General features: G+C 42.1%; 15 protein-coding genes and 1 tRNA gene. 8 read left to right on the top strand and 8 right to left on the bottom strand.

What is annotated here, in order from left to right; genetic code table 11:
* Positions 1-9: 9 nt before the first annotated feature.
* From MFP28_RS05925 to MFP28_RS05915, 3 genes are read right to left on the bottom strand one after another with little or no spacing between them, the layout of a single operon-like run.
* Positions 10-897, bottom strand: a complete 888-nt coding sequence (locus MFP28_RS05925) for an RluA family pseudouridine synthase (protein WP_002906526.1) — start codon at positions 895-897, stop codon at positions 10-12.
* Positions 894-1721, bottom strand: a complete 828-nt coding sequence (locus MFP28_RS05920) for an NAD kinase (RefSeq protein ID WP_002906525.1) — start codon at positions 1719-1721, stop codon at positions 894-896. Before MFP28_RS05920 ends, MFP28_RS05925 begins: the two co-directional genes overlap by 4 nt.
* Positions 1696-2367 carry a GTP pyrophosphokinase gene (locus MFP28_RS05915; protein ID WP_002906524.1) on the bottom strand — a complete coding sequence of 224 codons (672 nt, stop codon included), beginning with the start codon at positions 2365-2367 and terminating at the stop codon, positions 1696-1698. The genes MFP28_RS05920 and MFP28_RS05915 overlap by 26 nt, the downstream gene beginning before the upstream one ends.
* A 95-nt stretch (positions 2368-2462) precedes the next feature.
* Between MFP28_RS05915 and MFP28_RS05910 the strand changes: the two genes are divergently transcribed.
* The 7 genes from MFP28_RS05910 to MFP28_RS05880 all read left to right on the top strand — a co-directional run bounded on the left by MFP28_RS05910 (position 2463) and on the right by MFP28_RS05880 (position 7368).
* A complete protein-coding gene (locus tag MFP28_RS05910) occupies positions 2463-3026 on the top strand; it encodes a CYTH domain-containing protein (RefSeq protein ID WP_032916260.1) in 564 nt (187 codons plus the stop codon).
* A 135-nt stretch (positions 3027-3161) separates the two neighbouring features.
* Positions 3162-4118: a ribose-phosphate diphosphokinase gene (locus MFP28_RS05905; RefSeq protein ID WP_002906522.1), complete on the top strand. Its 957-nt coding sequence runs from the start codon at positions 3162-3164 to the stop codon at positions 4116-4118.
* A 10-nt stretch (positions 4119-4128) separates the two neighbouring features.
* A complete protein-coding gene (locus tag MFP28_RS05900; RefSeq protein ID WP_032915914.1) occupies positions 4129-5241 on the top strand; it encodes a cysteine desulfurase family protein in 1113 nt (370 codons plus the stop codon).
* A 1-nt stretch (position 5242) separates the two neighbouring features.
* The gene (locus MFP28_RS05895) at positions 5243-5590 is read left to right on the top strand and encodes a DUF1831 domain-containing protein (protein ID WP_002906520.1); all 348 of its coding nucleotides are present in this window, start codon (positions 5243-5245) and stop codon (positions 5588-5590) included.
* A 68-nt stretch (positions 5591-5658) separates the two neighbouring features.
* Positions 5659-5880 (top strand): DUF4649 family protein, encoded by a 222-nt coding sequence (locus MFP28_RS05890; protein WP_002906519.1) that lies wholly within the window; start codon positions 5659-5661, stop codon positions 5878-5880.
* 123 nt (positions 5881-6003) lie between these two features.
* Positions 6004-6651, top strand: a complete 648-nt coding sequence (locus MFP28_RS05885) for a redox-sensing transcriptional repressor Rex (protein ID WP_002906518.1) — start codon at positions 6004-6006, stop codon at positions 6649-6651.
* A gap of 24 nt (positions 6652-6675) precedes the next feature.
* Positions 6676-7368, top strand: coding sequence for a gamma-glutamyl-gamma-aminobutyrate hydrolase family protein (locus MFP28_RS05880; RefSeq protein WP_002906517.1), 693 nt, complete (start codon positions 6676-6678; stop codon positions 7366-7368).
* Positions 7369-7435: 67 nt separating this feature from the next.
* Here the strand turns inward: MFP28_RS05880 and radC are convergent, their stop codons facing one another.
* The 3 genes from radC to gyrA form a co-directional block, all read right to left on the bottom strand.
* Positions 7436-8119 carry a RadC family protein gene (gene radC / locus MFP28_RS05875; protein ID WP_002906516.1) on the bottom strand — a complete coding sequence of 228 codons (684 nt, stop codon included), beginning with the start codon at positions 8117-8119 and terminating at the stop codon, positions 7436-7438.
* Positions 8120-8241: 122 nt separating this feature from the next.
* Complete coding sequence (locus MFP28_RS05870; RefSeq protein ID WP_002906515.1) at positions 8242-8997, bottom strand: class A sortase; 756 nt, start codon at positions 8995-8997, stop codon at positions 8242-8244.
* A gap of 14 nt (positions 8998-9011) precedes the next feature.
* A complete protein-coding gene (gene gyrA / locus MFP28_RS05865) occupies positions 9012-11471 on the bottom strand; it encodes a DNA gyrase subunit A (protein WP_032915911.1) in 2460 nt (819 codons plus the stop codon).
* A 194-nt stretch (positions 11472-11665) separates the two neighbouring features.
* On the opposite strand from gyrA, the gene MFP28_RS05860 reads away from it, so the two are divergent.
* Positions 11666-12652 (top strand): L-lactate dehydrogenase, encoded by a 987-nt coding sequence (locus MFP28_RS05860; protein ID WP_002895436.1) that lies wholly within the window; start codon positions 11666-11668, stop codon positions 12650-12652.
* Between the two features lie 44 nt (positions 12653-12696).
* Here MFP28_RS05860 and MFP28_RS05855 read toward each other — a convergent pair whose 3' ends face one another.
* A complete protein-coding gene (locus tag MFP28_RS05855) occupies positions 12697-13113 on the bottom strand; it encodes an NUDIX hydrolase (RefSeq protein ID WP_032916259.1) in 417 nt (138 codons plus the stop codon).
* A 58-nt stretch (positions 13114-13171) separates the two neighbouring features.
* Positions 13172-13243 (bottom strand) — tRNA-Arg (locus MFP28_RS05850).
* Positions 13244-13329: the final 86 nt, after the last annotated feature.

Raw genomic sequence — 13329 nt, 5'->3', positions numbered from 1 at the left:
CTTTATCTCTTATTCTTTTAATTTCTCAATAACTTGTTTAAAATCTTCTGGCAAAGGACTGGCACGCTCAACTTCCTGTCCGCTAAAAGGGTTATAAAATTTCAAAGAATGACAATGTAAAGCTTGTCGCTCTATTCCGTGTTCCAAACTCCCTCCATAAAGGTCGTCACCCAAAAGCGGAAAGCTAATATGTGAAAAATGAACGCGGATTTGATGAGTCCGCCCAGTATGAAGATGGATATCCACCAGATAGACATCTCCAAATCGCTCTATGACCTTGTAACTGGTATGGGCGTACTTACCATCCTCTGTCACGCGCCTCGTAATGATACTCTCAGGATTACGCCCAATCGGAGCAATAATCTCACCTTGCTCTTCTAAGTCACCAGTCCCCCGAACCAGAGCGTAATAGCGCTTTTCTATCAGCTTCTTCTGCAGCTGCTTATCCAATCTGGCATGAGCATAGCCATGCTTAGCAAAGAGCATGAGCCCACTTGTATCCTTATCCAGACGCGTCACGATATGCACCTGCTGGTTTTCATAGCCCTGACCAATATAATAAGCCTTAACGAAATTAGCCATGGTATTGGAATGATTAACACTGGGAATGCTAGCCACCCCTGCCGGCTTATCTAAAACCAAGAAATGCTCATCTTCATAGATGACAGACAAGTCCTTATCAACAGCTTTCAGACTCTCAAATCCCTTTTCAGACGGGATGTCAATCGTCACTTTATCGCCAATATCCAAGAGATAAATAGCGTTCTGAGGCTGATGGTTGACAAGAATGTTCCCGCCGGAAAATTTTATCTTTGCCAAGAGGCTTTTGGAAATTTCGTGCCGCTTCAAAAAAGTCTTCACCTTGACATGCTCATCAGCAATAAACTCAAACCTCATTCCTTGCACTCTCCAATAAAGGAGTCTCTGACACGATTCCAAAAGCTGGTATGGCTTGGTGAAGCCACAAAATGTATCTTGTGATTGTCAATCTGATACTCAATGCGGACAATGTTTTTGAAAGAGAAAGTCTGATTATCGACCGCAATAGTGTGATAATCACTGCGGGTCGGCACTAACTCAATCTTATCCTTTTTAGGAACAATGACCGACGAGCCCAACGTCCGATAAACCCGATTGTTTAGACTGGCAATCTCTGTCACCTGCAAGGCTTCGATTGTCGGATGCAATACCGCTCCACCTAGAGATTTGTTATAGGCTGTACTGCCTGTCGGAGTAGAAACGGAAATCCCATCTCCTCGGAAACGCTCGAAATGAACCCGATTGATAATGACATCAGCTACCATAGTCCGATCCGAACGCTTGATTGTTGCTTCGTTCAAAGCACGAATGGTGCGTGTATCACCATTTTCAAAAGTGATTTTCACATTTAAAATTGGATAAGAAACCTGAGCGCCAGTATCCAGTTTAAGATTTTCGACCAGCTTATCCAATTCAAAATCACGGTAGTCTGTATAAAAGCCGAGATGCCCTGTATGCACACCGACAAAGCGGACCCGATCCAGCTGTTCTTCATACATATGAAAAGCTGATAGCAGCATGCCGTCACCACCCACCGAAATCACGATGTCGGGATTCTTAGGAGTTAAAATAAAGCCATACTGTTTAAGCTTCTGCTTTAAATCTTGATAAACTTGTTCGCTCTGTCTTTTCCGATTGCGGATAATCGCTATTTTTTTATCTGTATTCTTCATCTGTATCATCACTATTTCCCACACCATCATTTAACTTGCGGTGAAGAGGATCAAAGAGAGCCTGCGCCTCCTGGATAGCATCACGGATTTCTCCCATCTCCTCATCCAGCTGATAGGCAAGGTTAGCTGTGGTTTCCAAGCGACACTTGATCTCCTCGGGAAATTCTCCTTTATACTTGTAATTCAAAGAATGCTCAATCGTAGCCCAAAAATTCATCGAAAGGGTGCGAATCTGAATTTCAGCCAGAATAAGCCTATGACCATTAATCGTATCAACCGGATACTCTATAATCACATGATAGCTTCGATAGCCACTGGCTTTTTTATTTTTAATATAATCCCGCTCCTGCACAATGCGCATATCAGTCCGGTTTCGCAGGACATCTAAAACCTCATCCACATCATCGACAAACTGAACCATGACTCGTAAGCCTGCAATATCCTGCATCTCCTGCTCGATATTTTCCTCGCGAATGCCTCGCAGAACCATCTTTTCTTTAATGCTCTCAATCGGCTTGACGCGTCCGGTCACAAACTCAATCGGAGAATGACGTTGCTGCTTGCGGTATTGCTTTCGCACTCCACGCAGCTTAATTTTCAGCTCTCCAACTGCTTGAATATAGGGGTCTAAAAACTCTTCCCATTCTATTGTCATACACTTACCTTGTCATATCATTATTTTTTGTATAAAATAAACACAACTGTTATTATAACATAAATCGCTTTCAAAAAAAAGAAAAGGATATGAAAATGAATCACTTAGAAATTGAATTCAAAACCATGCTGACCAAAGAAGAGCACGACCGTCTGCTCCAGTTATTTGCTGATATTTCCCCTATTAGCCAGACCAACTACTACATCGAGTCAGATCAACAGAGTATCCGACACGCCCACATGGCTTTTCGAGTACGAACTTTTAAACATCACGAAGCAGAGCTGACGCTCAAGATTCCTCAAGAAGTCGGAGCCTTGGAACTTAATCAGAACTTGACACCAGAAGAAACTGAAAATATTTTACAGAACAATGAATTTCCTACGGGAGAGATTTTAGAAACGCTGCTTCAGAAAGAAATTCCCATCCAAGACTTGAAGATTCTAGGCTCTCTAGAGACTATCCGCTATGAAAAAGAAGACGAAATCGGTCTGCTTGCTCTGGATGAGAGTCACTACTTGGGCAAAACAGACTTCGAACTCGAAGTCGAAGTTGAAGATTTCGAAAAAGGAAAAGAAAATTTCCTCAACTTCCTAAAACAGCACAAGATTGACTACAAACCTGGCAAGAGCAAGATAGCAAGATTTTCTGAAAACTTGTAAACCAACAACCACAAAATAGCTGAAATAATCTAATTTTTTTGGTAAAATAAAAGATAGCAATCTAAATGCTGTTGAAAAATAAATTTCATGGAGCATTAGATATAGAAATGAGACAAAAAGAGGACGGTCCAACTCATGTCAGATAAAAAAAATATGAAGCTTTTTTCCCTCAACTCCAATCATTCCATAGCTGAAAAAATCGCTGAGGCTGCTGGGGTTCCTTTGGGGAAACTTTCCTCCCGTCAATTCTCGGACGGCGAGATTCAGATTAACATCGAAGAAAGTGTTCGTGGCTATGATATATACATCATTCAGTCTACTAGCTTCCCTGTCAATAATCACTTGATGGAGCTCTTGATTATGGTGGATGCCTGCAAGCGTGCAAGTGCCAACACGATTAATGTTGTGATGCCTTATTTTGGTTATGCCCGTCAGGATCGGACTGCTGCCCCTCGCGAGCCAATCACAGCTAAACTGGTTGCCAACATGCTTGTCGGCGCTGGAGTAGATCGTGTGATTTCTCTGGATCTTCATGCCGTGCAGGTCCAAGGATTCTTTGATATCCCAGTTGATAACCTCTTCACTATCCCACTCTTTGCCAAACACTACTGCAACATGGGGCTTACTGGCGATGATGTCGTTGTCGTCAGCCCTAAAAACTCTGGTGTTAAACGCGCTCGCAATCTGGCTGAATATCTGGATGCTCCTATCGCTATCATTGATTATGGCGAAGATGAGGCGGGTCGCTCTGAGGGATATATCATTGGAGATGTCGAAGGTAAGAAAGCAATTCTGATTGACGATATTTTAAATACCGGTCGGACTTTCTCTGAAGCAGCTAAAATTGTCTGTCGCGAAGGCGCAGTCGAAATCTATGCTGTATCCAGTCATGGTCTCTTCGCGGATAAAGCTGCGGAATTGCTGGATGATTCTCCTATCAGGGAAATACTTGTAACAGACTCTGTTGATACCAAAGAAAAAACACCTAAGAGTCTCCACTACATTACAGCAAGTGAACTGATTGGTGATGCTATTGTCCGCATTCAAGAGAGAAAACCAGTCAGCCCACTCTTTGCCTATCAAAAGAAATAAGGTAACCGGAGTGATTTATTTAGATAATGCCGCTACAACTGCTTTGTCGCCCGCTGCAATCCAAGCAATGACCAAGACGATGACTGTCTTTGGAAATCCATCCAGTACGCATAGTCACGGCCGAGAAGCTAGTAAACTCCTCAGACAGGCGCGTGAGGATATTGCTCAAGCTCTGCATACTCAAAGCAATAAGATTATTTTTACTTCAGGCGGTACTGAAAGCAACAATACTACTATCAAAGGCTATGCCCTTCGTCACCAGAACCGAGGGAAGCATATTGTCACCACTGCTATTGAACACCATGCTGTCTTAGAAGTGGTGGAGTACTTAGTAGACAAATTCGGCTTTGAAGCTACTTTTGTTCAGCCGGTGAATGGTCAGATTCGAGCGGAGGATATTAAAAAGGCACTTAGACCTGACACTATTCTTGTGTCCGTCATGGCGGTCAATAACGAGACGGGTGCTGTCCTTCCTATTAAGGAAATTGGTGAATTACTGCAAGAACATCCTGCTGCTTTTCACGTTGATGCTGTTCAAGCAATTGGTAAACTTCCCATCTACCCAGACGAGCTAGGGATTGACTTCCTCTCTGCATCAGCACATAAGTTTCATGGTCCCAAAGGCGTTGGCTTCCTTTATGCTGAGAAGATGAATTTTGACAATTTCATGCATGGTGGTGACCAGGAAGAAAAACACCGGGCCGGAACTGAAAATCTAATCTCTATCACAGGCATGGCGGCGGCTCTGTCAGAGAGCATGGAACATCTAGAGGAAAATCTAGAGCATGCGCAAGACTTAAAAAACAGCTTACTTGCTGACTTATCAGACATTGACTATTACTTAAATGAAAGTCAGCCAAGCCTGCCTTATGTCATCAATTTGGGATTTCCCAATCAAAAAAATGACCTGCTTCTGCTTCAAATGGATTTAAATGGTTTTTCCATTTCAACAGGCTCAGCCTGCACAGCCGGAGCTATACAACCCAGTCATGTTTTGCAGGCAATGTATGGCAAGGATTCCAACCGCTTGCATGAGTCCATTCGGATCAGTACTTCGGACCAGACGACTCTGCAGGAGATTCAATTATTTGCAAAGAAATTAAAAGAAATTTTAGGAGGATAAGATGGCCTTTCAAACATCTGTTAGCTTAGAAAACTGTGAATATACCTATTCACTTCACCCAAATGTCAAGAAATTTACCTTGCGCGACAATACATTCGCTGAAAGCAAGGTTGGCAACTATGAACTCTCTCGTCTGCTGGAATCTGTTCCCAACAGCGGAAATGGTTTTCTGCTGAAAATCATCGTCAATAAAGATTTGAATGGTTTCAAAATCAATATCACTGACAAATCAGGCCTGCGCTTGGTCAATATTTTCAAATCAGAAGACCATCACATTATCCAGCAAAAATTTTATTTCTTGATGGATAGCTTGGTTGAAAGAAATATTTTTGAAAAGACACCACAATAAGCAAGATTCTCGCAATTTTGCTTTTTTGGTTTTGACTCTTCAAACCGAACCCAAAGAAAGGATTAACGATGGTTGAACTGACCTATTTGGACTCATATAAGGTGAAACGGTCACTTACCTATGAAGACTTCGATGAATTTCTTCTAGCCTTCTCTGGCTGCGTCACGGTTCCTGACTCTCTCAAAGTACTTTCCATCACTTATAATGGACACCAACTGCCATTTACAGGGTTAATCGGCGACTTATACCGCCAGATGTACCAGTTAGACTTGACTCCCTACCAGAACTAATCCTTCGCAGTTACAACATAACTTAAACTTTCACTCTTTTCTTTTTTAGTGAATCAAACACTCTTAATTAGTTGATTTTTTCACAAACTTCCTATAAAATAGAATTAGAAAGGTTGTGATTTTGTGAAAACTGAAAAAAATACTACAATTCCCCGAGCTACTGCTAAAAGGCTATCGCTCTACTATCGTATTTTTAAACGTTTTAATGCTGAGAAGATTGAAAAAGCAAACTCCAAACAAATTGCAGAAGCCATTGGTATTGACTCTGCTACTGTCAGACGAGATTTTTCTTATTTCGGTGAACTTGGCCGCAGAGGATTTGGTTATGATGTCAAGAAATTGATGAACTTTTTTGCTGACCTCTTGAACGATAATGCTATTACCAATGTCATGATTGTTGGTGTTGGTAATATGGGACGTGCTCTGCTACACTATCGTTTTCATGAGCGCAATAAAATGAAGGTTGTAATGGCTTTTGACATAGATGACCATCCAGAAGTTGGCAGCACAACCAGCGATGGAATTCCTATCTATGGAATTTCCCAAATCAAAGAAAAAATACAGTCAGGAAATGTGCAAACTGCCATCCTAACTGTACCTAGCGTAAAAGCTCAAGAAGTCGCATCTATCTTAGTTCAGGCTGGTGTCAAGGGCATTCTCTGTTTCTCACCTGTAAACCTATCCCTGCCTAAGGATGTGGTCGTCCAGTATGTTGACCTGACTAGCGAACTGCAGACTCTACTCTACTTCATGAGAAAAAATGAACATTAATTTGAAAGAGGTATTAAACACTCTATGAGTAAACCTATTATTGGAATAACCGGAAATGAAAGAGAAATCCCAGACGATCACTTCATCCATATGAGCTATACGGCGACAGGATTCGTTGAGGGTGTCAAAGAAGTTGGCGGAATTCCAATGATTTTGCCAATCGGTGATGAAGAAATGGCTAAACAGTATGTTTCCATTGTCGATAAATTAATCATCACAGGCGGTCAGAATGTATGCCCTCAATTCTATGGTGAAGAGAAAACCATTGACAGCGATGATTATCTACTCAAACGGGACATTTTTGAATTAGCTTTAATCAGGGAAGCTCGCCGCCAAAATAAACCAATCTTCACTGTCTGCCGCGGAACCCAACTTTATAATGTAGCCCTAGGCGGTACTCTTCATCAAGATATTGAAGATCATTGGCAAGATAGCTCTGCTGAGTACACAACTCAAAGCATGGTGACCAAGAACGGCTCTATTCTGCACGAAATCTATGGCCCTGCATCTGAAATCAACTCCTTCCACCACCAAAGTATCAAGGATTTAGCGACTGGCCTAGAAGTCATCGCCTATGATCCTCGCGATAAGATTATTGAAGCCATCACTTCTACTGACGGCAGTCCTTTCCTTGGCGTTCAATGGCACCCAGAGTTCCTATTCGGCTCCAGAGAAGGAGACCTAGCTCTGTTTGATTATGTTGTCAACAGCCTTTAATACCTCTGTTCATAGATAAACTTCTGTTCTACTCGAATAGAAGTTTTTTATATTCAAGTAAATCAAATTATATCATATCTGTCTCCTCTCGGTAGCTATAGTAGTTGGATTTGGACACAATCAAATGATCCAAAAGGACCAAGCCCATCATCTCACATGCTTCTTTCATATGCTGGGTCACCTCATCGTCATTTCTGCTGGGAACGACTGAGCCTGATGGATGATTGTGTACCAGTATGATAGATGTCGCTAGATGCTTGAGAGCGTAGTGGAGAATCTCTCTTGGCTCAGCAATGCTTCTGCTTACCGTCCCCATAAAAATAGTCTGCTGGTGCAGGATTTGATTTTGACTATTAAGATAAATGGCAACCAAGCACTCCTGCCTCATATCTCCCAATTCCTGCTGCATCTTCTGGGCTAATTTTTGACTGCCCATAATCTGCTCTTTCTGCAGAACCTCTGCTCGGTTAATCCGACGGCCTAATTCGATAATAGCCTGCAGTTCCACAGCCTTAATCGGACCTATTCCAGAAATAGTCTGCAATTCCTGCAAAGTTAAATACTTAAGATCGTTCAAACTGGAAAGCGATGATAAAATTCTTTGAGAAACTTGAAAAACAGTTTCTTTTTTGTTGCCTGTTCTGAGAAAGATTGATAGAAGCTCCTGATTACTGAGTTTTTCAGCCCCTTCTCTCATCAAACGCTCCCGCGGCATCATGCTAATATCATCTTGAAATGAAATGCTATACATAGAAACCTCCTTACCTTATTATTCGGAAAAAGAGTCAAAATCAGCAAGAATTGATATAAAAAAACTCCAAAAGTTAGAGTTCTTTCTAACCTTTGGAGTGAAATTTTTTTAGTCTCTTGCCTTTAAATCTGCATTTGATTATAGGACTTACTGAAAGATTCAAGAACATCCTTAGGAGCCTTGTCATACTCGACAGAGCCTTCTAAGGTTCCCTTGACAATCGTTCGATTGGTTGCCGCAGCATCCTCACAAGTAACCAAAGTAATCTCTGTAACGCCTTCGGTATCCTCAATCAAATCCGTTCGATCTGGAGTTACCGTTTCAACACTAGTGATTACATAAGTATAGACATGCTCTTTATCAGTGATATAGATCTTCATGCCAGCCTTAGCACGATCCAGTGGGGAAAAGAGCATGTTGCTAGCCCCTGTGATGCCAAAGACATGGTGGCTAGCCAAGGCATAATTCCCCTGCCCCATCTGCTGGGTCTCTTTCATCGTACCAGCACCATAATACAATCCAGCATTATCCAGCCCTTTGAAGATCGGCAAATTCATGGATACTTCTGGAATTGAGATACCTCCGATAACAGGCAGTTGCTGGGCTTTCCACTGAGCATTGATAACTGCTTCTGTAGAAAGCGACTCTACCTTATTAAAATCAAAGCTAGTCTCAGCATTTTTATTTTTATTAATAGAGTCTTTGGAAACCTTGCTGACCTGATATTGGTTGGTATGCCAAACCATAATCATGTTTCGAATTTGCGCATTAAAGATTAAGCCCAGAGCCACAATAATTAATAATGTCGCAACAATATTGATAAAAATATTTCTTTTGCTTCTTTGTTTTCTTTTTCGACTTCTTTTTCCTTGTACCATATAGAGGTCCTCTTTTACGATTCGTTTTCTTCCTCTGCTACATCTTCTTTATCGTCTGCTTCGACGCTTGTAAAGGTGACAATCTGTGCATTTTGGTCCAGACGCATGACCTTAACTCCCATGGTTGAGCGGCCTGTCTGAGAAATATTCGCCACACTTGTCCGAATGATGACACCAGTATTAGTGATAATCATCAAATCTTCCTCGCCAGTTACTGTCATCAGACCGGCAAGAGGTCCATTCTTATCAGTGATATTGGCTGTTTTAATCCCTTTACCACCACGGCCCTTGGTTGGATACTCACTGGCAAGAGTTCGCTTACCATAGCCTTTTTCAGTAATGACAAGCACTTCGTCTCCCTCAGCAATCACACCAGCTCCAACAACCTGATCGCCATCTCGAAGATTGACTCCGCGAACACCAGTCGCTATCCGGCTCATGCTCCGGACAGCTGTCTCATTGAAGCGGACAGAATAACCAAACTTAGTACCAATGATAACGTCTGCAGCACCATCCGTCAGAAAGACATTGATTAACTCGTCTTCATCCTTCAAATTCAAAGCTTTGAGACCATTCTGACGAATATTAGCAAATTCTGTTACACTGGTCCGTTTGACCACCCCATGACGGGTAGTAAAGAAGAGATAGGAATCATCACTTCGGTCTTGCTGAACATTTATGATAGTCTGAATAGTCTCTCCTTCATCAAGCTTCAAGAGATTGACTACTGGCAAGCCCTTGGCTGTCCGACCGTACTCAGGAATTTCATATCCTTTGAGACGATAAACTCGACCTTTATTTGTAAAGAAGAGCAGTCTATCGTGGGTGCTTGTTGAAACCAGCTCTTTGACGAAGTCATCATCTTTGACACCAGTTCCTTGAACACCGCGGCCCCCGCGTTTCTGAGCAGTGAATTCAGCCTGATTCAGACGTTTGATATAACCTTTATTAGACAGGGTAATCAAAACATCCGCTTCCTCAATCAAATCTTCATCTTCAAGAGAAAGAACTTCTCCCACCATCAGCTCAGTACGGCGGTCATCCGCAAATTTACGCTTGACCTCATCTAACTCTTCCTTGATAATAGCGATAACGCGCTCTGGCTTAGCCAAAATATCAGCCAGGTCTGCAATCAAGGCAATCAGCTCATCGTATTCTGACTGAATCTTATCACGTTCCAAGCCAGTCAGACGGCGCAGACGCATATCGAGGATAGCCTGACTCTGGCGCTCAGATAGCTCAAACTTAGCCATCAATTCAGCCTGTGCTTCTGCGTCCGTTTCGCTATTACGGATAATCCGAATCACTTCATCAATGTGATCCAGCGCAATCAGCAAACCAGCCAAGATATGAGCTCGAGCTTCTGCCTTTTCTTTATCGAAGACCGTCCGTCGAGTCACTACTTCCTTTTGGTGTTCAATGTAGGCTAACAAAATCTCACGAAGAGACAGAATCTTCGGCACACCATTTTGAATAGCCAGCATATTGAAGCTGAAATTGGTCTGCATCTGAGTCAGCTTGAAAAGGTTGTTTAGAATGACATGTGCAGAGGTATCACGACGAACCTCAATGACAAAACGGACCCCTTCACGGTTAGATTCATCACGAACAGCTGTGATACCATCAATTCGTTTTTCCTGCACCAGACGAACAATATGCTCGTGGACCTTGGTCTTATTAACCATGTATGGAAACTCGGTTACGACAATTCGCTCACGGCCGTTTTTCATTTCTTCAATTTCAGTGCGAGAACGAAGAACAATCGAACCCTTCCCTGTTTCATAAGCCCGGTGAATACCGGACTTGCCCATAACCAATGCTCCTGTCGGAAAATCTGGTCCAGGCAGGACTTCCATAATATCGCGAGTTGTTGCCTCTGGATTATCCATGACAAGCTTAACTGCATCAATAGACTCACCAAGATTATGAGGTGGAATATTTGTCGCCATCCCAACCGCAATCCCTGTCGCACCGTTTACAAGCAAGTTAGGGAAGCGAGCAGGAAGAACTACGGGCTCTCTCTCGCTAGCATCATAGTTGTCAATATAATCAACAGTGTTTTTGTTAATATCACGAAGCATCTCCAGAGCAATCTTGCTCATACGTGCTTCTGTATAACGTTGAGCAGCAGCTCCGTCTCCGTCCATAGAACCGAAGTTTCCATGGCCATCTACAAGCATATAGCGATAGCTCCACCATTGAGCCATCCGCACCATCGCTTCATAAATAGAGGAGTCTCCGTGCGGGTGATACTTACCCATGACATCCCCAGTAATACGAGCTGATTTCTTGTGAGGCTTTTCAGGCGTCACGCCCAGCTCATTCATACCATAGAGAATCCGACGGTGAACTGGCTTTAGTCCATCACGAACATCTGGAAGTGCCCGAGCCACGATAACGCTCATCGCGTAATCGATGAAACTAGTCTTCATTTCACTAGTCAGATTAACATTTACTAAGTTTCTGTCTTGCATTAAAAAATGCCTTTCTTTCATATTAAACTACCCTTTATTATACCACATTTTCTTTAATTTTTCAGTATTTTGAACCGTTTGTAAAAACGTTTACATCGCTAGATACACAAGTTGACCGTGACAAAATATGGCAAAAGTGGTAGAATGAATGTGTACGGGAAATGTTCCCTAAAAAAATAAGGAGATGTTTAGAAATGACTGCTACTAAACAACATAAAAAAGTCATCCTTGTTGGTGACGGTGCTGTAGGTTCATCTTACGCATTTGCTCTTGTAAACCAAGGTATTGCTCAAGAACTTGGTATCATTGAAATCCCTCAATTATTTGAAAAGGCTGTCGGTGATGCTGAAGACCTTAGCCACGCCCTCGCTTTCACTTCACCTAAAAAAATCTACGCTGCTACTTATGCAGACTGTGCGGATGCTGACCTCGTTGTTATCACTGCAGGTGCACCTCAAAAACCAGGTGAAACTCGTCTTGACCTTGTTGGTAAAAACTTGGCTATCAACAAATCTATCGTTACTCAAGTCGTAGAATCAGGCTTCAACGGTATCTTCCTCGTTGCTGCTAACCCAGTTGACGTTTTGACTTACTCAACTTGGAAATTCTCTGGTTTCCCTAAAGAGCGTGTTATCGGTTCAGGTACTTCACTTGACTCAGCTCGCTTCCGTCAAGCTCTTGCTGAAAAGATTGGTATTGATGCTCGTTCTGTCCATGCCTACATCATGGGTGAGCACGGTGACTCTGAGTTTGCGGTTTGGTCACATGCTAACGTTGCAGGTGTCAAATTGGAGCAATGGTTGCAAGCTAACCGCGACTTGAACGAACAAGACTTGGTTGATCTTTTCATCTCCGTCCGTGACGCAGCATACTCAATCATCAACAAAAAAGGAGCAACTTACTACGGTATCGCGGTTGCTTTGGCTCGTATCACAAAAGCTATCCTTGACGATGAAAATGCTGTATTGCCATTATCAGTCTTCCAAGAAGGACAATACGGTGTTGAAAATGTCTTCATCGGTCAACCTGCTATCGTTGGTGCTCACGGTATCGTACGTCCAGTAAACATCCCACTGAACGATGCTGAGACTCAAAAAATGCAAGCTTCTGCTAAAGAATTGCAAGCAATTATTGATGAAGCATGGAAGAATCCAGAATTCCAAGAAGCATCTAAAAACTAATTTAAAAAACATCTCCTGATAAAAGGGGATGTTTTTTAGTTGTTTTATATAGGTTTGTCGGCAAAAATATCTATCAAATAAGGTACGATGAGCTCGCTCTCTATGTCTTTCAAAGAAGAAATCCAGACAAAGTCTGTGTGCTCTTCTGGATCTAATATAATATCACGCTCTTCCAAAATTCTACCCTCATAAACTAAGCGTGTGAAAACAGTATCTTTGCTAGCATCAAACTGACTATCTTCATGGATAATCTTATCAATCCGAATCTTTTGATTAACCTCCTCCATAGCCTCACGTAGAGCTGCCTCTCTAGGCAGTTCATTCTCTTCCACACTTCCGCCTGGAATATCCCAATAAGATGGATAGACATTAGGAAGATCTCGCTTTATCTTAGACCGTTTGATAAGCAAATACTTCCCGTCCTCCTCGATTAAGGTATGAGCGATTAATTTTACTGTCATTGCATTTTCCTCCCAAAAAAGAGCAAAAAAAGACTCCAAAGAGTCCAATTTTAAGTCATCCACCCTGAGAGAATCGAACTCCCATCTCAAGAACCGGAATCTTACGTGATATCCATTACACTAAGGGTGGCAACTAATTCATTATAACTGATTTTCTCTGAAAATACAAGTGAAAATCAGAAAAAGAAGTTGAGATTTCTCAACTTCTTTTAACTA

This window comes from Streptococcus sanguinis (genome assembly GCF_050234405.1).
In the GTDB taxonomy this organism is placed as follows: Bacteria; Bacillota; Bacilli; order Lactobacillales; family Streptococcaceae; genus Streptococcus; species Streptococcus sanguinis_W.
The sequence above is the reverse complement of the archived record's forward strand: the minus strand, read 5'-3'. Positions and strand labels throughout refer to the sequence as shown.